This is a genomic window from Kluyvera sp. (genome assembly GCF_965301105.1).
In genome coordinates, this window is record NZ_CBDKZX010000035.1 from 19,626 (window position 1) to 42,372 (window position 22,747).

Annotated in this window: 18 protein-coding genes; 4 read left to right on the forward strand and 14 right to left on the reverse strand. The window is 56.4% G+C overall.

All coding sequences use genetic code 11. The annotated features are described in order from the left end of the window. Nucleotides 1-13: 13 nt before the first annotated feature. Genes cobB through lolC form a run of 5 tightly spaced genes read right to left on the reverse strand, consistent with a single transcriptional unit; the run spans nucleotide 14 to nucleotide 4,957 of the window. Nucleotides 14-835 carry a Sir2 family NAD+-dependent deacetylase gene (gene cobB / locus ACW14G_RS13315; protein WP_064549186.1) on the reverse strand — a complete coding sequence of 274 codons (822 nt, stop codon included), beginning with the start codon at nucleotides 833-835 and terminating at the stop codon, nucleotides 14-16. Between the two features lie 12 nt (nucleotides 836-847). Further along, nucleotides 848-1,759 carry an N-acetylglucosamine kinase gene (gene nagK, locus ACW14G_RS13320; RefSeq protein WP_065356372.1) on the reverse strand — a complete coding sequence of 304 codons (912 nt, stop codon included), beginning with the start codon at nucleotides 1,757-1,759 and terminating at the stop codon, nucleotides 848-850. 60 nt (nucleotides 1,760-1,819) lie between these two features. Then, on the reverse strand, nucleotides 1,820-3,064 hold the full coding sequence (lolE, locus tag ACW14G_RS13325; RefSeq protein WP_249021996.1) for a lipoprotein-releasing ABC transporter permease subunit LolE: 1,245 nt from the start codon (nucleotides 3,062-3,064) through the stop codon (nucleotides 1,820-1,822). Then, complete coding sequence (gene lolD, locus ACW14G_RS13330) at nucleotides 3,064-3,765, reverse strand: lipoprotein-releasing ABC transporter ATP-binding protein LolD (protein ID WP_064549182.1); 702 nt, start codon at nucleotides 3,763-3,765, stop codon at nucleotides 3,064-3,066. Before lolD ends, lolE begins: the two co-directional genes overlap by 1 nt. Continuing rightward, nucleotides 3,758-4,957, reverse strand: coding sequence for a lipoprotein-releasing ABC transporter permease subunit LolC (gene lolC, locus ACW14G_RS13335; RefSeq protein WP_163448085.1), 1,200 nt, complete (start codon nucleotides 4,955-4,957; stop codon nucleotides 3,758-3,760). Before lolC ends, lolD begins: the two co-directional genes overlap by 8 nt. Before the next feature lie 174 nt (nucleotides 4,958-5,131). Between lolC and ACW14G_RS13340 the strand changes: the two genes are divergently transcribed. Continuing rightward, nucleotides 5,132-5,749 (forward strand): DUF2238 domain-containing protein, encoded by a 618-nt coding sequence (locus tag ACW14G_RS13340; RefSeq protein WP_249023335.1) that lies wholly within the window; start codon nucleotides 5,132-5,134, stop codon nucleotides 5,747-5,749. A 48-nt stretch (nucleotides 5,750-5,797) separates the two neighbouring features. Here ACW14G_RS13340 and ACW14G_RS13345 read toward each other — a convergent pair whose 3' ends face one another. From ACW14G_RS13345 to melA, 3 genes are all read right to left on the reverse strand, one after another. Beyond that, a complete protein-coding gene (locus ACW14G_RS13345) occupies nucleotides 5,798-6,052 on the reverse strand; it encodes a SemiSWEET transporter (protein ID WP_163448086.1) in 255 nt (84 codons plus the stop codon). A gap of 2 nt (nucleotides 6,053-6,054) precedes the next feature. Further along, the gene (melB, locus tag ACW14G_RS13350; RefSeq protein WP_249021997.1) at nucleotides 6,055-7,485 is read right to left on the reverse strand and encodes a melibiose:sodium transporter MelB; all 1,431 of its coding nucleotides are present in this window, start codon (nucleotides 7,483-7,485) and stop codon (nucleotides 6,055-6,057) included. A gap of 88 nt (nucleotides 7,486-7,573) precedes the next feature. Then, nucleotides 7,574-8,929: an alpha-glucosidase/alpha-galactosidase gene (melA, locus tag ACW14G_RS13355; protein WP_249021998.1), complete on the reverse strand. Its 1,356-nt coding sequence runs from the start codon at nucleotides 8,927-8,929 to the stop codon at nucleotides 7,574-7,576. Nucleotides 8,930-9,198: 269 nt separating this feature from the next. Here melA and melR point away from each other — a divergent pair, with 269 nt between their 5' ends. From melR to fhuE, 3 genes are all read left to right on the forward strand, one after another. Beyond that, the gene (melR, locus tag ACW14G_RS13360; RefSeq protein WP_163448089.1) at nucleotides 9,199-10,125 is read left to right on the forward strand and encodes a transcriptional regulator MelR; all 927 of its coding nucleotides are present in this window, start codon (nucleotides 9,199-9,201) and stop codon (nucleotides 10,123-10,125) included. A gap of 117 nt (nucleotides 10,126-10,242) precedes the next feature. After that, on the forward strand, nucleotides 10,243-13,689 hold the full coding sequence (mfd, locus tag ACW14G_RS13365; RefSeq protein ID WP_249021999.1) for a transcription-repair coupling factor: 3,447 nt from the start codon (nucleotides 10,243-10,245) through the stop codon (nucleotides 13,687-13,689). A 252-nt stretch (nucleotides 13,690-13,941) separates the two neighbouring features. Beyond that, on the forward strand, nucleotides 13,942-16,119 hold the full coding sequence (fhuE, locus tag ACW14G_RS13370) for a ferric-rhodotorulic acid/ferric-coprogen receptor FhuE (RefSeq protein ID WP_249022000.1): 2,178 nt from the start codon (nucleotides 13,942-13,944) through the stop codon (nucleotides 16,117-16,119). Nucleotides 16,120-16,321: 202 nt separating this feature from the next. On the opposite strand, the gene ptsG is transcribed toward fhuE, so the two are convergent. From ptsG to pabC, 6 genes are all read right to left on the reverse strand, one after another. Further along, nucleotides 16,322-17,755, reverse strand: coding sequence for a PTS glucose transporter subunit IIBC (ptsG, locus tag ACW14G_RS13375; RefSeq protein WP_064549167.1), 1,434 nt, complete (start codon nucleotides 17,753-17,755; stop codon nucleotides 16,322-16,324). Between the two features lie 302 nt (nucleotides 17,756-18,057). Continuing rightward, nucleotides 18,058-18,852: a metal-dependent hydrolase gene (locus ACW14G_RS13380; protein WP_065356304.1), complete on the reverse strand. Its 795-nt coding sequence runs from the start codon at nucleotides 18,850-18,852 to the stop codon at nucleotides 18,058-18,060. A gap of 10 nt (nucleotides 18,853-18,862) precedes the next feature. Next, complete coding sequence (gene holB / locus ACW14G_RS13385) at nucleotides 18,863-19,867, reverse strand: DNA polymerase III subunit delta' (RefSeq protein ID WP_167576183.1); 1,005 nt, start codon at nucleotides 19,865-19,867, stop codon at nucleotides 18,863-18,865. After that, nucleotides 19,864-20,505 carry a dTMP kinase gene (gene tmk, locus ACW14G_RS13390; RefSeq protein ID WP_167576184.1) on the reverse strand — a complete coding sequence of 214 codons (642 nt, stop codon included), beginning with the start codon at nucleotides 20,503-20,505 and terminating at the stop codon, nucleotides 19,864-19,866. The genes holB and tmk overlap by 4 nt, the downstream gene beginning before the upstream one ends. Continuing rightward, the gene (yceG, locus tag ACW14G_RS13395; RefSeq protein ID WP_249022001.1) at nucleotides 20,495-21,517 is read right to left on the reverse strand and encodes a cell division protein YceG; all 1,023 of its coding nucleotides are present in this window, start codon (nucleotides 21,515-21,517) and stop codon (nucleotides 20,495-20,497) included. The genes tmk and yceG overlap by 11 nt, the downstream gene beginning before the upstream one ends. A gap of 1 nt (nucleotide 21,518) precedes the next feature. Next, nucleotides 21,519-22,328, reverse strand: a complete 810-nt coding sequence (gene pabC, locus ACW14G_RS13400) for an aminodeoxychorismate lyase (protein ID WP_167576185.1) — start codon at nucleotides 22,326-22,328, stop codon at nucleotides 21,519-21,521. Nucleotides 22,329-22,747: the final 419 nt, after the last annotated feature.

Sequence of the window (22,747 nt, forward strand, 5' to 3'; positions counted from 1 at the left end):
GATGCCCGAATATTTACAGCGACTTCAACAGCTCATCAACATACGCTGGCACCACTTCGCTCGCCAACCCGTAGTGCTTCTCTTCAAACTCACTGCCGACCTGGCTGGGTTCGAGGTTGAGTTCCACGGTATGAGCGCCGTGTAGCTTAGCCTCGTGGACGAAGCCAGCAGCCGGGTAAACGTGGCCTGACGTACCAATGGCGATAAAGATGTCGGCCATCGACAGCGCGAGATAGATATGGTCCATCTCAAACGGCATCTCGCCAAACCAGACGATATGCGGACGCAGCGGCGCCGGGAACTGGCAGCAGTGGCAGCGTTCGTCTACCGGCAAATCGCCCGGCCAGTCGAACACCTGGCCGCTTTGGGTGCAGCGCACCTTTAGCAGCTCACCGTGCATGTGCAGCACGTTTTTGTTGCCCGCGCGCTCGTGCAGATTGTCGATGTTCTGCGTGACCAGCATAAAGTTCTCGCCGAGCGCCTCTTCCAGCCGGGCCAGCGCCAGGTGCGCCGCGTTAGGCGCAATCTCCGGCTGCTGGAGCTGACGGCGACGAGCGTTGTAAAAGCTCTGCACCAGCTCAGGATTACGGGCGAAGCCTTCCGGCGTCGCCACGTCCTCAACCTTATGCTCTTCCCATAGCCCATCGGCCGCCCGGAAAGTTCGAATCCCCGACTCTGCCGAAATCCCCGCGCCGGTTAACACCAACACTCTTGGTTTATCCATCTCTTCTGGCATCACCCTGTCCGTGAAAAAAATCCGCTGGCGCAGACGCTGGCGCAGCTGACGTTTATTCCGACGAAAACGGCTCAATCGATGTAAGCGGCGCGACTGCATATCTACTCCATGTTAGTTGGTCAGATGAAGGAACGCAGCGCCGCGCATCCCCCCTGCATCACCGTGGCGTGCGCGTTCAATGCGCGGCGTGCGGGCTACAGGCAGTAAATGACGCGGTAAGCGGTGCGCAAGTCCATCGGCGATCGCTGAAAAATTTGATAACCCACCGCCGAGCACCAGCAGATCCGGGTCGACAATGGTCAGTATATTCCCCAGGCATACGGCAAGCAGATCCAGATAAAGCTCAACGTGCTCGCGCGCCCTTTCGTCTCCCTGCTGCCAGAGGGCAACAATTTCCGGCGAGGTCAGCGGCTGCTGGTAGACATGGTTGTACAGCCACGCAAACCCACGACCGGATAAATAGTTTTCGATACAGCCGAGCTGGCCGCAGCCGCAGCGCACCAGCGGGAAATCACGCCCCACCACTTCCAGCGCGTCGACCGGCAGGCGAATATGACCAAACTCGCCGGTAATATAACTGTGACCGGTAATCGATTTACCGTTCAGCACGATACCGCCACCGACGCCGGTGCCAAGAATCAAGCCCATCACCAGCGGGTACTGGGTAAACTCGTCGTCCCAGGCCTCAGAGATGGCAAAACAGTTAGCGTCGTTATCCAGACGTACGTCGCGGTCGAGCAAACGGCTAAGATCCGCACGGAGCGGTCGACCGGTCGCCGCCGGGACGTTCGCCGCATACAGCGTGCCGTCTTCGGTTTCCGGCATACCGGGAATGCCGATACCCACGGTGCCACGGCAGTTAAAACGTGCGTCGGCTTCCGCCACCAGCCCGGTTACCGCTTCAAGGAAGCTTTCATAGCTCTCTTTCGGCGTCGGGATACGTTTTTCCCATTGAAGCTGGCGCGATGAATCAAATACGCCCAGCGCGATTTTGCTGCCGCCAATGTCAAATCCATAATGCATCATTGTTCATTCCTCTAACTGACGCACGCAGCAGCAACGCCGCGCGGTCAGGACGTCAAATTACTGGCCACTCAGCACCCTCGCAGGGTCGATACGGCTGGCGCGGCGGGCGGGATACCAGCTTGCCAGCAGACTCAGCAACAGTGCCGTGACCAGCACATAAACGACATCCAGCCAGTGCAGTTCAGACGGCAGGAAGTCGATAAAATAGATGTCACCCGATAAGAATTGATGACCAATAATCTTTTCAATCACCTTAATAATGTCGGTGAGGTACAGCGAAGCGAACACGCCGATAACCACACCACAAAGACTGCCCAACAGGCCAGCCAATAAACCATACCACACGAAAATTGCGCGAATCAGCCCGTCTTTGGCACCCAATGTGCGCAGGACCGCAATATCGCTACTTTTATCTTTCACCGCCATCACTAACGTCGACACGATGTTAAAACAGGCCACGCCGATCACCAGCACCATCGCCAGATACATAATCGCGCGGATCATCTGAATGTCGCGATACATATAGCCGTAGGTGCCAATCCAGCTCTTGATATAAACGTAGTTGTTGGTGACCTCGCCCGCGTCGCGCACCAGTTTGTTGGCGTTGAACACGTCGTTCACTTTAATGGCGATACCGGTGATGCTTTCTCCCATATCCAGATACTGCTGGGCATCCTGCATCGGAATCATGGCGAAGCTGTGGTCAAGCTGACCGCTCAACTGGAGAATACCGATGACGTGCAGGCGCACGCGTTTCGGTTGCAGCAGCTTATGCTCGGGGTTCGAGTTGGGGATCATGATCGACACCCAGTCTCCGGCTTTCACCTTCAGCGCATCGGCGACGCCTTTGCCAAGGATAATTTGCTGCTCTCCGGCCTTAAAATTCGCCCAGGCATTCGCCTGAACAAAGCGCGGCAGAGCGCTCAGTTTACTCTCTTGCTGCGGATCGACGCCTTTGACCTGAATGGCGCGCAGGTTGCTACCGCTCTCCACCAGGCCGGTAAAGTTGATGTACGGCGCCGCGGCCTCAATGCCTTTCACCGCTTCAACTTTCGGCAGCACGTTTTGCCAGTCGTTCCACGGCGGATTGACCGCTTCGATTTCGCCGTGCGGCACCACCGCAAGAATGCGGTTGTTCAGCTCGCGCTCGAAGCCGTTCATCGCGCTCAGGCCAACGATCAGCACCGCCACGCCCAGCGCAATCCCCACGGTGGAGATAACCGAAATCAGCGACACCATGCCGCTGCGCCGACGCCCGCGGCTAAAGCGCAGGCCAATCAGTAACGACAGCGAAGGAGCCATTAATGCGCTCCCATCAGGGTCAGTTGGTCGCTCAGGTGACCGTCGCGCATTTCCAACTGACGCCCCATGCGTTTCGCCAGCTGCAGATCGTGAGTAACCACCAGGAAGGCCGTTCCCTGCGACTGGTTCAGCTCGCCGAGCAGTTTAAAAATGCTGTCGGCGTTTTTGGCATCGAGGTTACCGGTGGGCTCATCCGCCAGCACCAGGCGCGGGTTATTGACCAGCGCACGGGCAATCGCCACGCGCTGGCGCTCGCCGCCGGACAGCTCCGACGGACGGTGATTCGCACGGTGGGCCAGCCCGACCGCTTTCAGCATCTCCAGCGCGCGCGAGTTGATCTCAGCGGCTTTCTTTTTGCCAATCAGCAGCGGCATCGCCACGTTTTCCAGCGCGGTAAAGTCCGGCAGCAGGTGGTGGAACTGGTAGATAAAACCAAGCTTCTGATTACGCAGCTCGGCCTTCGCCGCCGAAGAGAGCTTGCTCATCGGCTGGCCGCTGAAAATGACGTCGCCGGAGGTCGGCGTATCCAGCCCGCCCAGCAGGTGCAGCAGCGTACTTTTCCCGGAACCCGAGGTACCGACGATAGCCATCATTTCACCCTCGCCCACGCTGAAGCTAACGTTGTGCAGCACGTCAGTCTGCACCGAGCCTTCCTGATAGCGTTTGCACAGGTTGTCGCATTGCAACAGGATCTTATTCATAACGTAAAGCCTCAGCGGGTTGGGTGGCGGCAGCGCGCCAGGAAGGGTACAGCGTTGACAGCAGCGCCAGGGCCATCGCCACCAGCGCAATCACGATAACCTGCAGCGGCTCGATGGCAACCGGCAACGCCGCACCGTCGAGGAACGCGCCGATAATCGGCATTAAATTATTGAGCTGGCTGGCGAGCAGCACGCCCAGCAGCGCGCCAAGCACCGCGCCGATGATGCCCGCACTGGCCCCCTGCACCATAAAGACGGTGAGGATCTGCCGCGGCGTCAGCCCCTGCGTTTGCAGAATCGCCACTTCGCCCTGCTTCTCCATCACCATCAGCCCCAGCGAGGTGATGATGTTAAACGCGGCGACCGCGACGATCAGGCTCAACAGCAGCCCCATCATGTTTTTTTCCATGCGCACGGCCTGGAATAGCTCGCCTTTACGCTCGCGCCAGTCCTGCCATTTGGTGCCTTCCGGCAGCGTTTGCTGGCTGAGGGTGTCGACCTGCAGCGGTTTATCCAGCCACAGACGCCAGCCGGTAATGTTGCCCTGCGGATAGAGCATCAGACGCGAGGCATCCTGAATATTGACCAGCATCTGATAGCCATCGACTTCGCTGTTGGCGGCGAAGGTGCCAATCACCGTGAACAAGCGCTGGCTCGGCAGACGCCCCATCGGGGTGAACTGGCTGGCAGACGGCACCATCACGCGGATTTGATCGCCGCGATTGACGCCTAACTGGCCCGCCAGTTGCTCGCCAAGAATCACGTTGTATTTCCCGGCGGTGAGATCGGTTTGCTTGACGTTCACCAGATACGGCGTCAGCGGATCTTTCTGCGCCGGGTCAATACCCAGCATGACGCCCACCGAGACGCTACGCGCGCTTTGCAGCACCACATCGCCGGTGGTCAGCGGTGCAATACGGGTCACGCCCTGGAGCTTCACGCTCGCTTCCGGGATTTTTTGCGGATTCAGGGAACCCTGTTCAGCGCTCAGAATGGCCTGCGGCATCAGCCCCAGAATGTTGTTTTGCAGCTCGCGTTCAAAGCCGTTCATCACCGAAAGGACGGTGACCAGCGCCATCACGCCAAGCGTAATGCCGATTGTCGACAGCCAGGAAACAAAGCGACCGAAGCGGTCCGCTGCTCGCCCACGCATGTAGCGCAGGCCGATAAATAGTGCGACAGGTTGATACATGTAATCCGTCTGGTTGCTGATAGCAGAAGCACGAGTATATAAGCGAAAGCAGGATGGGTAAATGACTGAACCGTAAGCGCAAGGCTGACAATTCATCACAAGGGAATACGAATGTTGAAATTTTCAGCGACACGGTCAATAGTGATGTTTTCCATAACTCTTTGCGAAAGCCTGATGAACCGCACCGTTAACCCTCTGATATTGCGCACGGGGGCGCTGCTGCTAGCCCTCTTTCTGGTTTACACCGGCGTTAACGCCGCTGAAAAAGTGACCTGGCTGATGGAGGTCACGCCGGTGATTATCATCGTCCCGTTGCTGCTTTTCACCGCCCACCGTTATCCACTCACCCCGCTGCTTTACGCGCTGATTTTCTGTCACGCCATTATTTTGATGGTCGGCGGTCAGTATACCTACGCTAAGGTGCCCATCGGCTTTGATGTCCAGCAATGGTTTAACCTGAGCCGCAACCCTTATGACAAGCTCGGCCACTTTTTCCAGGGTCTGGTACCTGCGCTGGCGGCACGCGAAATTCTGCGGCGCGGGAGTATCGTCAAAGGTCCTAAAATGCTGGCATTTCTGGTGTGCTGCGTGGCGCTGGCCATTAGCGCCACCTACGAGCTGATTGAATGGTGGGCCGCCCTGGCGATGGGGCAAGGCGCGGATGATTTCCTCGGCACTCAGGGGGACCCGTGGGATACGCAATCGGATATATTTTGCGCCCTGCTGGGCGCGCTGACCACGGTGCTGCTGCTTGCTCGCTGGCATAACCGTCAGTTAAACGCGGGCAGATGACACCAATGCCGATCCGGCCTACAGGATGGCTCCTGCAGGCCGGTTTCCCTACCCTCGACGCAGCTTAATGACAAGGATCGGCATCGCGAACACCAGCGTCAGAAAATTCGCCATACTCACGGCCTTGTCTTCAATCATTAAACCGTAAACCAGCCACATCACCAGCCCGCAGACAAACATCACGTACATCAGACCCGAAATGCCCTGGGTGTTGCGAGTGACAATAACCTTAATGGCCTGCGGCAAAAAAGAGAGCGTGGTGAGACAGGCTGCCAGATAGCCAATCCATGATGTCCATTCCATGATTACGCCTTTACATCCCGTACAACGCTCGCCACTGGGGCTGGATTGTCCAGCGCCACGGCAGGCGATGGCGTTTTGCGATACTTATCCAACAGGTGAATCTGAATTTTCCGCAAGGCATCGCCATTCAGGCGGTAATAACGGAAATAGAGCACCAGCGTCATGATGAAAAACAGTGCTGGTAACGCAATCATAATAAACTGCATGCCCTGAACGGTTTGCGCCGACTGCACCACATTTGGGGTATAGCCGATGATGCCCAACACCACGGCGATAAAGAAAGCCGCAAATGCCGAACCGCCCTTCACCACCATCGTCTGCACCGAGTAAGCAATACTTTCGCAGCGAACGTTGAGCTTGTACTCGCCATAGTCGACGGTATCCGCCACCATGATGACCTGCAGAACCCAGAACAGCGCGGTTCCCACGTTAAGGAACACTCCGGCCACGATAATCAGCGGCGCGTTGTGATATCCCGCCAGCGCCATCGCAAACAGCCCGATGCAGCTGATCACCGGCAGAATTGACGCCCCGGCCCACAGTACGCGTCTCGACAGCGCGTTCACCAGCCTCGGGAAGAGAATCAGAGTGAGTAAATTCGCCGCGCCCGCGTAGGAAAGGTAGTACGGGAACAGTGCCGCATCGCCAATCACGTAGGTGAAGTAGTAAATCGCAAAGCCAGTAATGATGTTAGAAGCAATGTTGTAAGCCAGCGCCATCCCCAACAGGCAAGAGAGCTGATCGTTTTTGTAAATCAGCGCCACAATCCCTTTTAACGTCAGACGAGCACTATCGGAAGCCGCGTCGCTGTCGGAGGAGAAAACTTCGTGCACGTTGCGCAGCGTGACAACGGTCGAGACGATAAAGAAAGCAATCAGCACCAGCGTAAACATCTGGAAACCAAACCCACGATCCGCGCCGCCGACGGCCTCCACGAAAGGTAGCGTAATGCCTGCCGTGACAAATCCGGCCAGGCTGGCGAAGAAACGCGGATACGGAACCAGTTGTTCGCGTTCGCGCTTATCAAGGGTAATCGTCGGCACCAGCGACCAGAAAGGAATATCCATAATGGTGTAGGTCATTCCCCACAGGATATAGGTGACGCAGACAAAAACGACCTGCGCGGTGCCTTCAAACAGATGAGCGCTGAACAGTAAAAACAGAATCAGCGAGTTCGCAAGCGTACCGATAAGGATCCACGGTTTGAATTTGCCCCATCGCGTTCGCGTGGCGTTCACTATCCATCCCATGATGGGGTCGTTTATCGCATCCCAGATACGCGCCACAAGGAACAGCGTGCCCACCAGGCCAACCGACAGCCCGACGACGTCGGTGTAGTAATACATCAGATACATATAAACAATGCCGATGGCGAAATCTTTACCAAACGCACCGAATCCGTAACTGAGTTTTGTTGTCAGAGAGATGCTCATAGGGTACCGGGTCACTGTTACCAGCGCCCGCCTTCTGTTATTAGCGAGAGGTAAAGCGCCGGATACTTTGCCCGGCGCCGTCATTTTTTTAGCGGTGCAGCCAGGCTGGCAACCAGTCGCCGTGGGCGGTAATCAGGTCATCCACCAGCGCATAGATTTCGTCGATGCCCAGTACGGCTGCGGTATGCGGATCCATCATCGCCGCGTGATAAACACGATCGCGATTTTCCGTCAGAATGGCCTCCGTCAGCAGCGTCTGCACGTTGATATTGGTCTGCATCATCGCCGCAAGGTGCGTGGGAATCGCCCCCACTTTTGTCGGCTGAATGCCGTTCGCATCGACCAGGCAAGCAACCTCCACGCAGCTGCCCTGCGGCAGGTTATCAATCAGACCGTCGTTACGTACGTTGCCATAAATAACGCTCGGCTCGCCGGTCCACAGCGCGTTCATGATGGTGCTGGCATACTCTCTCGACGGTTTAATATCAATACGTTCAGCGGTTTTGTACTCTTCCAGCTCCTTATGCCAGTTTGCCAACTGTTCAACGCAACGTTTCGGGTATTCGTCCAGCGGTACCTTGTAGCGTTCGATCAGATCTTCGCGTCCGGGCTTAATAAACCACGGTGTATATTCGGCGAAATGCTCGGACGATTCGGTGACGAAGTAGCCCAGCTTTTTGAACATTTCATAGCGCACGATGTTCTGGCAGCGCGTATTGCCATGAATATTCGGCTTCGGAGCCTCGCCTGCGGCATAGGCAGCCAGCAGTTCCGGGTAGAGATTGACGTACTCGCCGTCGGCGTTTTTGCGTTCCAGTTCAAGATAGAACGCCATGTGGTTAATACCGGCGCAGCGATAACGCAACGAAGCGGGATCAATACCGAGATCGCGAGCCAGCTCTTCCGCCGTTCCTTGTACCGAATGGCACAGCCCCACCTGTTTGATGTGCGGGTAGCGAGCGTACATTGCCCAGGTGTTCATCGCCATCGGGTTAACGTAGTTGAGCATGGTGGCATTCGGGCACAGCTCGCTCATATCCTCACAAATCTGCCAGAGATGCGGGATGGTCCGCAGCGCGCGCATAATGCCGCCCGGCCCAAGCGTATCGGCGATGGTTTGTTCCAGCCCGTGGCGTTTACACACTTCGAAGTCGGTCACGGTACAGGGTTCATAGCCGCCAATCTGGAAGGCGACGACCACAAAGTCCGCGCCCTGCAATGCCGCGCGTTGGTCGGTATGACAGGTAATATGGCCAGATGCTCCGGCCGAATCCATCAGCTTGCGCACCACAATGTGCGACTCTTCCAGCCGCGTGGCATCGATATCCATCAGGGCAATATGCGCCGACTTCAATGCTTCACGATGAAAAACATCGCCGAGGATATTTTTAACGAAAATCGTCGACCCGGCGCCGATAAAAGTAATTTTGGGTGCTGTCATCATGACTCTCCAGAACAATAAGTGGACAAGAACATGGTGGCATGCGGTACTCGGGAAAACTTCCACCTTCCGCGATGAGCATTCCCATAAACTCAGATCGGCGATCGGGCAGCGGGTGATCTGAGCTTTTGGGAATAAATGAGCGCAAAAGCAGAGTATACGGCCTGAATTAGCGGTTACTATTAGACTAAGCGATGGGTTTTGCAGCCGACTTCCGGGTTGTTAACTCCCCGCTCTGACGTCATTCTGATAAATCAGGAAATGGAGCCGCCATGAGCAACGAGCCAATCCCACTTCTTCCGCCCGACCCGCACATGTGCAATGGCGATGAAAAACAGACCCGTAGCCCACTCTCACTCTATTCGGAATACCAGCGTCTTGATGTTGAACTTCGTCCACCGCACGCCATGCCCGCCAGCCACTGGCACGGACAGGTCGAGGTGAACGTGCCATTTGATGGTGACGTCGAATACCTGATCAACAATGAAGTCGTGCAGATAAAACAAGGGCATATCACCCTCTTCTGGGCCTGTACGCCGCACCAGCTCACCCGTCCGGGACATTGTCAGCAGATGGCGATTTTCAGCCTCCCTATGCATTTGTTCCTCTCCTGGCCGCTGGACCGCGAACTGGTCAACTACGTAACCCATGGCATGGTGATAAAGTCGCTCGCCACTCAGCAGCTGAGCGCCTTTGAAGTGACCCGCTGGCAGCAGGAGCTTGCCAGCCCGAATGAACAGATTCGTCAGTTGGCCATCGATGAAATAGCCCTGATGCTCAAGCGTTTTAGCCTCTCCGGCTGGCAGCCTATCCTGCTGAATAAAACCTCACGCACGCACAAAAACAGCGTCTCGCGCCACGCGCAGTTTTACGTCAGCCAGATGCTTGGTTTTATTGCCGATAACTATGATCAGGCGTTAACCATCAATGACGTCGCGGAACATGTGAAGCTGAATGCCAACTACGCGATGGGCATTTTCCAGCGCGTCATGCAGCTCACCTTAAAGCAGTACATTACGGCGATGCGCATCAACCACGTCCGCGCGCTGTTGAGCGATACGGATAAAACCATCATTGACGTTGCCATGACTGCGGGTTTTCGTTCCAGTAGCCGTTTTTACAGCACCTTCAGCAAATTGGTCGGCATGTCGCCACAGCAGTACCGCAAGCTCAGCCAGCAGAAGCGGCAAATGATCTGAAACGCGCCATCCCCGCATTTTCAGCGGTTGCACTCCGGCCACCATCACGGATAATAAGTACAGCAAATTTATATTATTACCGTGGAAATACGGCCTTCTGGAGAACGTGCGCTGACTATGCCTGAACTTGCCCGTTATGCCCTACCGACAAAACCCGGCGACCAGCGCCTGCTTGGCGAACTGACCGGCGCGGCCTGCGCGACATTGGTGGCGGATATCGCCGAGCGTCATGCGGGGCCGGTGGTGTTAATCGCCCCGGATATGCAGAACGCCCTGCGCCTGCACGATGAAATTGCTCAGTTTACCGACAGCCTGGTGATGAACCTAGCCGACTGGGAGACGCTGCCCTATGACAGCTTCTCACCGCATCAGGATATTATCTCCTCGCGCCTGTCGACGCTCTACCAGTTACCCACCATGCAGCGCGGCGTGCTGATCGTGCCGGTTAGCACGCTGATGCAGCGCGTCTGCCCGCACAGTTTCCTGCACGGCCACGCGCTGGTGATGAAAAAAGGCCAGCGCCTGTCGCGCGACGCCCTGCGCAGCCAGCTCGACAGCGCGGGTTATCGTCATGTCGATCAGGTGATGGAGCACGGTGAATACGCCACCCGCGGTGCGCTGCTGGATCTCTATCCAATGGGCAGCGAGCAGCCCTATCGCCTTGACTTCTTCGACGATGAAATCGACAGCCTGCGCGTCTTTGACGTCGACAGCCAGCGTACGCTGGAAGAGGTGGAAGCCATTAACCTGCTGCCCGCGCACGAATTCCCGACCGATAAAACCGCTATCGAACTGTTCCGCAGCCAATGGCGCGATAAGTTTGAGGTCAAACGTGACGCCGAACATATCTACCAGCAGGTCAGTAAAGGCACGCTGCCTGCCGGGATCGAATACTGGCAGCCGCTGTTCTTCAGCGAGCCGCTGCCCGCGCTGTTCAGCTATTTCCCGGCCAACACTCTGCTGGTGAATACCGGCGACGTCGAGGCCAGCGCCAACCGTTTCCAGGCTGATGCACAGGCACGTTTTGAAAACCGCGGCGTGGATCCGATGCGTCCGCTGCTGCCTCCAGCCCAGCTGTGGCTGCGTACCGAAGAGCTGAACAGCGAGCTGAAAAAATGGCCGCGTATCCAGCTTAAAACCGAGCATCTGGCAGACAAAGCGGCGAATACCAACCTCGGCTTCCAGCCGCTGCCGGACCTTTCCGTCCAGGCGCAAAATAAATCGCCGCTGGATAACCTGCGTAAGTTTATCGAGTCCTTTAGCGGGCCGGTGGTCTTCTCGGTAGAGAGCGAGGGCCGCCGCGAAGCGTTAGGCGAACTGTTGGCGCGGATCAAGCTGTCGCCAAAACGGATTCAGCGGCTCGATGAAGCAAGCGGTAAAGGTCACTATCTGATGATCGGCGCCGCCGAGCATGGCTTTATCGATACGCAACATAACCTGGCGCTGATTTGCGAAAGCGATCTGCTGGGTGAGCGCGTGGCGCGTCGCCGTCAGGATGCCCGTCGGACCATTAACCCGGATACCCTGATTCGTAACCTGGCGGAGTTGCACATCGGCCAGCCGGTGGTGCATCTCGAGCACGGCGTAGGACGCTACGGCGGCATGACGACCCTGGAAGCAGGCGGCATCACCGCCGAGTATCTGATCCTCACCTACGCCAACGACGCCAAGCTGTACGTACCGGTCTCCTCATTGCACCTGATTAGCCGCTACGCCGGCGGCGCGGAAGAGAACGCGCCGCTGCACAAACTGGGCGGCGATGCCTGGAGCCGCGCGCGACAAAAAGCGGCGGAAAAAGTGCGCGATGTGGCCGCGGAGCTGCTGGATATCTACGCCCAGCGGGCAGCGAAAGAGGGCTTCGCCTTCAAGCACGATCGTGAACAGTATCAGCTGTTCTGCGACAGCTTCCCGTTTGAAACCACGCCGGATCAGGCCCAGGCGATCAACGCGGTGCTCAGCGACATGTGCCAGCCGCTGGCGATGGATCGTCTGGTGTGCGGCGACGTTGGCTTTGGTAAAACCGAAGTTGCGATGCGCGCCGCCTTCCTCGCGGTCGAGAACCATAAGCAGGTTGCGGTGCTGGTGCCGACGACCCTGCTGGCGCAGCAGCACTATGATAACTTCCGCGACCGTTTCGCCAACTGGCCGGTGCGCATTGAGATGCTCTCCCGCTTCCGCAGCGCCAAAGAGCAGACGCAGATTCTGGCGGAAGCCGCCGAGGGCAAAATCGATATTCTGATCGGTACCCACAAGCTGCTGCAAAGCGACGTGAAGCTGCGCGATCTGGGGCTGCTGATCGTCGATGAAGAGCATCGCTTCGGCGTGCGCCACAAAGAGCGCATTAAAGCGATGCGCGCCGACGTCGACATTCTGACGCTCACCGCCACGCCTATTCCGCGAACCCTGAATATGGCGATGAGCGGTATGCGCGATCTGTCGATTATCGCTACCCCACCTGCCCGCCGTCTGGCGGTCAAAACCTTTGTGCGTGAGTACGATAGTCTGGTGGTGCGCGAAGCGATCCTGCGTGAAACGCTGCGCGGCGGCCAGGTGTACTACCTGTACAACGATGTCGAGAATATTCAGAAAGCCGCCGATAGACTGGCGGAACTGGTGCCGGAAGCGCGTATCGCCATCGGTCACGGCCAGATGCGCGAGCGCGAGCTGGAACGGGTGATGAACGATTTCCACCACCAGCGCTTTAACGTGCTGGTGTGTACCACCATCATCGAGACCGGTATCGACATTCCGACCGCCAATACCATCATCATCGAGCGCGCCGACCACTTTGGTCTGGCGCAGCTGCATCAGCTGCGCGGCCGCGTGGGGCGTTCGCACCACCAGGCCTATGCCTGGCTGCTGACGCCGCATCCTAAAGCCATGACCCCGGATGCCCAGAAACGTCTGGAAGCCATCGCCTCACTGGAAGATTTGGGCGCAGGTTTTGCGCTGGCCACCCACGACCTCGAAATTCGCGGTGCGGGCGAACTGCTGGGCGAAGGGCAAAGCGGACAGATGGAATCCATCGGCTTCTCGCTGTACATGGAGATGCTGGAAAACGCCGTCGATGCGCTAAAAGAGGGTCGCGAACCGTCGCTGGAGGATTTAACCAGTCAGCAAACCGAAGTTGAGCTGCGTATGCCGTCGCTGTTGCCGGATGATTTTATCCCGGACGTTAACACGCGCCTCTCCTTCTACAAGCGTATTGCCAGCGCGAAGAACGAAAACGAGCTGGAAGAGATCAAAGTCGAGCTGATCGATCGCTTCGGCCTGCTACCGGATGCAGCGCGTAACCTGCTGGATATCGCCCGTCTGCGTCAGCAGGCGCAAAAGCTGGGGATCCGTAAGCTGGAAGGCAACGAGAAAGGCGGCGTGATTGAATTTGCCGAGAAGAATCACGTCAACCCAACGTGGCTGATTGGCCTGCTGCAAAAACAGCCGCAGCACTTCCGCCTTGACGGCCCGACACGGCTGAAGTTCTTCCAGGAGCTCGGCGAGCGTAAGACGCGCATGGATTGGGTTCGTCAGTTTATGCGTCAACTGGAAGAAAACGCCCTCGCCTGAACGAAATAACAGACTGATTATTTTTTTTATTTTTTCATCCTTATACGGCCGCTGATGCGGCCGTATTGTTTTCTCTCCACTCCTGAAATCCCGTTTCATTCTTTCCCAATCGCGTTCTTACTTTTGTTTACATTGTAATAAAAATGCGTATATTTCTCATTTGCATTCATTATATGCATGCGCGTTGGCCTATAACACGACCGTCACCACAGAGCGGCGGACAAAAATAATGACGATTGAGTAAGGGTTTATATGTCTCACATTTCCAATATCCGCAACGGCCGTCTGGCGCCGTCAATGCTGGCGATGGGCATCGCGCTCGCGTTGTCCCCAGGCTTAAGCTTTGCCGCCAGTGAAGATACGATTATCGTTGATGGCACCAGCAATACTGGCAACGATAGCGAAACGCAGGACTATAGCGTGAAAACCACCACTGCCGGCACGAAGATGCAGATGGTCCAGCGCGATATTCCGCAGTCGGTCACCATCGTCAGCGAGCAACGTATGCAGGATCAGCAGTTGCAAACGCTGGGCGACGTGATGAACAACACCATGGGCATTACCAGCAGCCAGGCCGATTCCGACCGTACCAGCTACTTCTCTCGCGGTTTTGAAATTGACAACTATATGGTCGATGGCATTCCGACCTATTTTGAATCCCGCTGGAATCTGGGCGATGCCCTTTCCGATACCGCGCTGTTTGAACGCGTGGAAGTGGTTCGCGGCGCGAACGGCCTGATGACCGGCACCGGTAACCCTTCCGCCTCGATCAACATGGTTCGCAAACACGCCACCAGCCAGACGTTTAAAGGCAATCTCTCTGCCGAATATGGTAGCTGGAATAAGCAGCGCTACGTTGCCGACCTGCAAAGCCCACTGACCGAAGACGGTAAAGTGCGTGCGCGTATCGTGGCCGGCTATCAGAACAACGACTCCTGGCTTGACCGCTACAATAACGACAAAACCTTCTTCTCCGGCATTCTCGATGCCGATCTGGGCGACACCACCGCGCTCTCCGTTGGCTATGAATATCAACGTATCGATATCAATAGCCCAACCTGGGGCGGCCTGCCGCGCTGGAATACCGACGGCAGCACCAACCATTACGATCGCGCGCACAGCACTTCACCGGATTGGGCCTACAACGATAAAGACATCAATAAGGTATTTATGACCCTGACGCAGCGTTTCGCCGATACCTGGCAGGCAACGCTGAACGCCACCCACTCCGAGGTAAAGTTCGACAGTAAAATGATGTACATCGATGCTTACGTCAATAAAGCCGACGGTACGTTAGTCGGCCCGTACGGCAGCTACGGCCCGGGCTATGACTATGTAGGGGGAACGGGCTGGAACAGCGGCAAGCGTAAAGTAGACGCGCTGGATTTGTACGCCGACGGCAGCTATGACCTGTTCGGGCGCCAGCACAACCTGATGCTCGGCGGCAGCTATAGCAAGCAAAATAACCGCTACTACAGTTCGTGGGCCAACGTCTTCCCGGATGAGATTGGCAGCTTCTATAACTTCAACAGCGCCAGCTTCCCGCAAACCAGCTGGGATCCGCAAAGCCTGGCGCAGGACGATACTACGCGCATGAAGTCGCTGTACGCCGCGACGCGTATCTCGCTGGCCGACCCGCTGCACCTGATCGTCGGCGCGCGTTACACCAACTGGAGCGTTAACACGCTGTCCTACACCATGGAGCAGAACCACACTACGCCGTATGCGGGCCTGGTGTATGACATCAACGAAAACTGGTCCACCTACGCCAGCTATACCTCTATCTTCCAGCCGCAAAACGACAAAGACAGTTCCGGTAAATACCTGAAGCCGATTACCGGCAACAACTACGAGGTGGGCCTGAAATCCGACTGGATGGACAGCCGCCTGACCACCACCCTGTCCGTGTTCCGTATTGAGCAGGATAACCTGGGGCAGTCTACCGGCGTGCCGATTGCCGGCAGCAACGGCGAAATCGCCTACACCACCGTCGACGGCACCGTCAGCAAAGGCGTAGAGTTTGAAATTAACGGCGCGCTCACCGATAACTGGCAGATGACCTTCGGGGCGACCCGCTACGTCGCAGAAGACAGCGATGGCAAGGCGGTAAACCCGAACCTGCCACGCACATCCGTGAAGCTGTTTACCCGCTATCGTCTGCCGGTGATGCCGGAGCTGACCGTCGGCGGCGGCGTGAACTGGCAGAACCGCGTGTATAAAGACACGGTAACACCGTACGGCACTTTCCGTGCAGAGCAAGGCAGCTATGCGCTGGTGGATTTGTTCACCCGCTACCAGGTGACGAAAAACTTTGCCCTACAGGGCAATATCAACAACCTGTTTGATAAAACCTACGATACCAATATCGACGGTTCTATCGTTTACGGTGAACCTCGCAACGTAAGCATTACCGCAAGCTATCAGTTCTGATTTAATTGCCAGACAAAACCAAGGGAGCCATAAGGCTCCCTTTTTTGTCTGCCTGAGCATCGCGCTCCCCGGCGCCTGAGCTACAGGTTCCAGGTAGCCCGTCCAGGCGAAGCGCCGCCGGGACCAGTCCCCATCCGTCAGACGTAAAAAAGGCAGCCATTCGGCTGCCTTAGTCTCCCCAAATTTTCGACTTCGAAATAACTTAGTTATTGCGAATATAGTCGTCCATCTCGGTTTTCAGGTTATCGGATTTGGTCCCGAAAATCGCCTGAACACCGGAACCTGCGACAACCACACCCGCAGCGCCCAGTTTCTTCAGGCCAGCCTGATCCACTTTGGCGACGTCGGCTACGCTCACGCGCAGACGGGTGATACAAGCGTCGAGGTTGGTGATGTTTTCTTTACCGCCGAAGGCTGCAATCAGCGCCGGAGCCATTTCACTGGTTGCGCCCGCTTTGGATTCTTCAGTGGTGTCTTCACGACCCGGCGTTTTCAGATCCAGTGCTTTAATCAGCACGCGGAAGATAACGTAGTACACGATCGCATAGCAGATACCGACAATCGGGAACAGCCACAGCTTGCTGCTGTTACCGGACAGAACGATAAAGTCGATCAGACCGTGAGAGAAGGAAGTACCGTCACGCATACCCAGCAGGATACAGATCGGGAACGCCAGGCCAGCCAGAATCGCGTGGATAACGTACAGGATCGGCGCAACGAACATGAAGGAGAACTCGATCGGCTCGGTGATACCGGTCAGGAACGAGGTCAGCGCTGCGGAGATCATGATACCGCCCACTTTGGCGCGGTTTTCTGGTTTAGCAGAGTGCCAGATAGCGATAGCGGCTGCCGGCAGACCGTACATTTTGAACAGGAAGCCACCGGACAGTTTGCCCGCAGTCGGGTCGCCCGCCATGTAACGCGGGATATCGCCGTGGAAGACCTGACCTGCTGCGTTGGTGTATTCGCCAATCTGCATCTGGAAAGGAACGTTCCAGATATGGTGCAGACCGAACGGCACCAGGCAACGCTCGATGAAGCCGTAGATACCGAACGCGACAACCGGGTTCTGGTAAGCAGCCCACTGAGAGAAGGTCTGGATAGCAGTACCGATTGGCGGCCAGATGAAGGACAGGATCACGCCAGTGAAGATAGCGGCCAGACCGGAGATAATCGGTACAAAGCGCTTGCCCGCGAAGAAGCCCAGGTATTCTGGCAGCTTGATGCGGTAGAAGCGGTTGAACATGTACGCAGCGATGGCACCGGAGATGATACCGCCGAGAACACCGGTATCAGCCAGGTGTTTAGCAGCAATTTCTTCAGCCGGTAAGTGCAGTACCAGCGGCGCAACCACAGCCATGGTTTTCACCATGATGCCATAAGCGACGACTGAGGCCAGTGCGGATACGCCATCGTTATTGGTGAAGCCTAACGCCACACCGATAGCGAAGATAAGCGGCATGTTAGCAAAAACAGAACCGCCTGCTTCTGCCATAACATGAGAAACGACGGCTGGCAGCCAGCTGAAGTTTGCGGAACCGACGCCCAGCAGGATACCTGCGATAGGCAGTACGGAAACCGGCAGCATCAGCGATTTACCGACCTTCTGCAGGTTAGCAAATGCATTCTTAAACATAATAAGGAGTGCTCCTGAGTTTTTTGTACTTTTATCTACGTTTTCACGCATCGGTGAGAGGGGAGGAACTCACCAGGGACAGGACATCTAAGTGCCCTTTTTATTTATTACACAGAGTAAAATAATTCCCTGTGATTTTGTTTGACGGCTATCACGTTTCAAAGAGCTATGGCGCAAAAACTGAATAATCTTTACATAAAACATGTCCGCATGTTGCAAGATTAACATTCACCGCCACTTTTACGGCGGTGAACTGTACTCGCTTTAACCATTAATTACGAGCATTAAAATAAGCTCTGAAATCAGGCGGATTGCAGACGGGCGGGATCAATATGGAAGAGCGTCGAGAAGTTCTCGGTGGTCTGCTGCGCCAGCTGTTCAACGCTAACGCCTTTCAGTACCGCCATGTATTCAGCGACGTCACGCACCATCGCCGGCTGGTTCTCTTTACCGCGATGCGGCACCGGCGCCAGATAAGGCGAATCGGTCTCAACCAGCAGCCTGTCCAGCGGGACATAGCGTGCGGCTTCGCGCAGTTGCTCCGCGTTACGGAAGGTCACAATCCCGGAAAACGAGATATAGAAACCCATATCCAACAGCTTTCCTGCCGTCTCCACGTCTTCAGTGAAACAGTGTAGTACACCGCCGCAATCCGTCACTTTTTCTTCCCGCAGGATTGCCAGCGTATCAGCGCGGGCATCGCGGGTATGGACGATTACCGGCTTATTCAGCTCACGGCCTATCTGAATATGGTGGCGGAACGACAGCTGCTGCTGCGGTTTGGTTTCCGGCGTATAGAAGTAATCAAGGCCGGTTTCGCCCATCGCCACCACGCCCTCTTCTGCCGCCAGACGGCGCAGCTCTTCAACATCGTACGGTTCATCCTGATTGAGCGGATGCACACCGCAGGAGAAGACCACTTCCGGGCGATTGCCCACCAGCTCACGCATACGATGATAGCCAGGCAGCGTCGTCGCCACCGCCAGGGCAAAACGGACGTCACGCGCGGCGGCTTTCGCCATCACGTCATCCACGTCTTTATGCAGGGATTGATAATCAAGGCCATCGAGATGGCAGTGCGAGTCGACTAAAAACATAATGTCTCTCTTAGAGGTGGGATACCGGCAGCACCGCACCAGGTTGCAGATATTGTTCCCAGCGCAGAAGGCGCTCGGTGAGAATAAGTTCGCGGTTCAGCCCCGTGACGCTTTGCAGCTGTTCACGACAGGCGCAAGCATCGGCGACAATCGCCTGCAGGCGCGCGGCGGACAGCGTTTGCGCCAGCTGGGCGACCAGCGGCAGGCTATCGGCATTGGTCAGCCGCGTAATGCGCTGCTGATATTTGAGGGCATCGAGCAGTAATGACGACAGCCAGTGTAAACGCTGCACGACTGAATCATGGTTCAGCGAGGGCAAAAACGCCAGCCAGTCGCCGCTGTTGAGCGTCACGCCCAGCGCCTGACAAAATTTTTCGCGCGTGGCCCAGGTCTCTGGGGCCAACAGCTCCAGCGCCGCGGCGGGCGCATGATCGGACAAACGCAACGCCGTCAGCAGCGCATCGCGCGAGGCGCTGTTTTCTCTCTCCAGCCACGCCAGCGCGTACTGTTCGCTCGGCGGCGCCAGATGGAAAAAACGACAGCGGCTACGCAGCGTTGCCAGCAGCCGCGCAGGCTCCTGACAAGCAAGGAAAAACCAGGTATTTTTCGGCGGTTCTTCCAGCGTTTTCAGAAGCGCGTTGGCGGCAGCTTCGGTCAGCAGCGTAGCATCCGCTATCCACACCACCTTTGCCCCGCCCAGGCGAGAATGCTCGTACAGCTTTTCGCTCACCTCACGTACCGCGTCGATGCCTAACGTACTTTTGCCCTTCTCGGGCTGCAGCGCGTAGTAGTCAGGGTGCGTTCCCGCCTGCATCAGCTGACAGCTATGGCACTGGCCGCAGCTTTTATGGCCGTCCGGGTTCTGGCACATCAGAAAACGGGTGATGGCGTAGACCAGCGAGTCAGCCCCCATTCCGCTGCGCGCCTGAACCAGCAGCGCATGGTGACCACGTCCGGCCTGATAGCTCGTGACGAGCTGTTCAAACGGCGGGCGTAACCACGGATACCATTTCATGCCTGCTGCTCCGCTACCCACCCGGTGACCGCGGCGCGAATATCGCTCATCACTTTCTCCAGCGGTTGGGTCGCGTCAACGGTGATAATGCTGTCATCCGCCGCCGCCAGTTCAAGATAGCGCGCGCGGGTGCGGTTAAAGAAGTTCAGCGACTCTTGCTCGATGCGATCGAGATCGCCACGAGCGCGGGCGCGCTTGAGGCCCACTTCCGGCGTCACGTCGAGATAAATGGTCAGATTCGGGCGAAAATCCCCCAGCACCGCGTCGCGCAGGGTCGCCAGCATCGTGCGATCGATACCGCGGCCGCCGCCCTGGTAGGCCTGGGTGGAAAGGTCATGACGATCGCCAATCACCCACTGCCCGCTTGCCAGCGCCGGTTTGATCACCGTTTCAACCAGCTGCACGCGGGCGGCGTAGAACATCAGCACTTCCGCTTTATCGGTAATCACTTCGTCGCCGACCGATTTAATGTCCAGCACCAGGCTGCGCAGCTTTTCCGCCAGCACGGTGCCGCCCGGCTCGCGGGTAAACAGCAGGTCGTTCACGCCGAGGTCGCGCAGTGTTTCCACAACCACATCCCGCGCGGTGGTTTTGCCCGCCCCTTCCAGTCCTTCAATGACGATGTAATTACTGCGCATTTTTATCCTTTAGCACTTTCAGGTAACCCTGCACCGACCGGTTATGGTCTGCAAGATTGGTATTAAACGTATGCCCGCCTTTACCATCGGCCACAAAATACAGATATGGCGTTTTAGCCGGATGCGCGGCCGCATTCAGCGACGCTTCGCCCGGGCTGGCAATCGCGCCCGGCGGCAGACCGGAAATGGTGTAGGTATTATACGCGGTTGGGGTCTCAAGATCCTTACGCGAAATCTTGCCGTCGTAGCTCTCCCCCATCCCGTAGATGACCGTTGGGTCCGTCTGCAGGCGCATGCCGAGGCGTAATCGATTGATAAACACCGACGCCACGCGATCGCGCTCCTCCGGCACCGCCGTCTCTTTTTCAATAATCGACGCCATGGTCACCAGCTGGTTTTTATCCTGATACGGCAGGTTGTCCATGCGGCCTTCCCAGACTTTATCAACCTGGGTCACCATCTTCTGATGCGCGCGTTTGAGGATGGCCACGTCGGTGGTATTGGCGGTATACATCCAGGTATCCGGCCAGAACCAGCCTTCAATCCACTCAGGATTATCCAGCGCCAACGCTTTCGCGACGGTGGCGTAGCTGTCATCGCTGAGCGTGTGTTTGATATAAGGCGCCTCACGCAGCTGCTTCAGGTAATCGCTCAGGCGCATCCCTTCCACGAAGCGCAGCGGGAACTGGGCTTCTTTGCCGCTTGCCAGCAGTTGCAGCATCTCACGGACGGTCATCTGTGGGGTAAAGCGATAGGTACCGGCCTTAAAATGCGAGAGTTCTGGCTCCAGGCGCAGCAGCCACTGGAAAACGCGCGGACGGTTTATCACCTTGTCGGCATACAGCTGGTCGCCCAGCGCCAGGCGACCGGTCCCCGCTTTCAGCGTAAAGACAGTATCTTCTTTAATCAGCAGCGCGCTATCCGCCATCTGACGCACCTTCCACATACCGACGCCAGCGGCAATGCCGAGACCAATCAATACCAACAGAACAAAGCGTAACAGTTTCATCATGCTAATCAGACGACTCACAAATTGGGGCTAAAAATTGGTAAAGCTCGCGGGCTGACCAGTGCAAATCCGCATAGCGTTGAACAGGGACTACCGGCATCAGCGCGTTGCATATCAGCACTTCATCCGCCTGTTCCAGCGCCGACAGAGGCGCATTCACTTCGACCACGCGATAGGCCGTCGGTGCCAGTTGGGCGATAATAAATTGCCGCATAATACCGTTCACCCCCGCCTGATCGAGGCGCGGCGTATACACATCGCGGCCGCAGCGCCAGAACAGATTGGCGGCACAGCATTCCGTAAGCCACCCGTCGCTGTCAAGGACAAGGGCCTCATCGGCGTTTGTCTGCTCAAGATGAGAACGAATCAGCACCTGTTCAAGGCGATTGAGGTGTTTAAGCCCGGCCAGGTAAGGATTACGCCCGAGCGGAACCGGGCTCAACGCCAGCGTCGCCCCTGTCTCCTTCCAGCGGGCATAGTGGGCAGGAGCGGCAGAAATGCTGAGAATTCGTGTCGGCTGCTGGCAGTCTGCCGAGCTATAGCCGCGACCACCCGCGCCGCGGGTGATCGTCACCTTCAGCACCCCGTCCGCATGCGGCAACGCCATGCGCCGCATCTCTTCATCAAGCATCTCCCACGCGTCGAACGGAATTGCCAGCCGAGCGCAGGCCTGCTGTAGCCGCGCGAGATGTGCGGCCAGCAAAGCGATGCGCCCTTCCCTCACCCGCGCCGTTGTAAAACAGCCATCGCCAAACTGTAGCCCACGGTCGGCGACGGGTAAGAGGTCAGAGGCTTTACCGTTGATCAAATACATTTGCGCTCCTGATTTTTAATATAAGGGTATCAGGCGAGGTGAATAATTCACAGCCCGTCCGGACCTTTACGGCACAGAACCGCTCGTTCTGCGTTCGGCGCATCCTACACACAGTCATAACAGGATTAGGTCATTGCCGAGAAATATTTCAGCCACTGATTACAAAACAAACAATTTTACAAAAAAATATTTTACTCTATTCGTTCCCTATAGACATATTCTCCCGAATGCTTCAGAATCGAATTAAATAATTTTAAATTAAAGACATGATTTCATCCATTCAATTTAATCATTAAGTTACCAACCATTGACGCCACCCTCCACATAATTAACACATCAATATAATTATTAGCATGGATTTATTAACCCTAATTTAATATACCTTTTAGATTAAATTAATTGTTGTCTATAACATATTC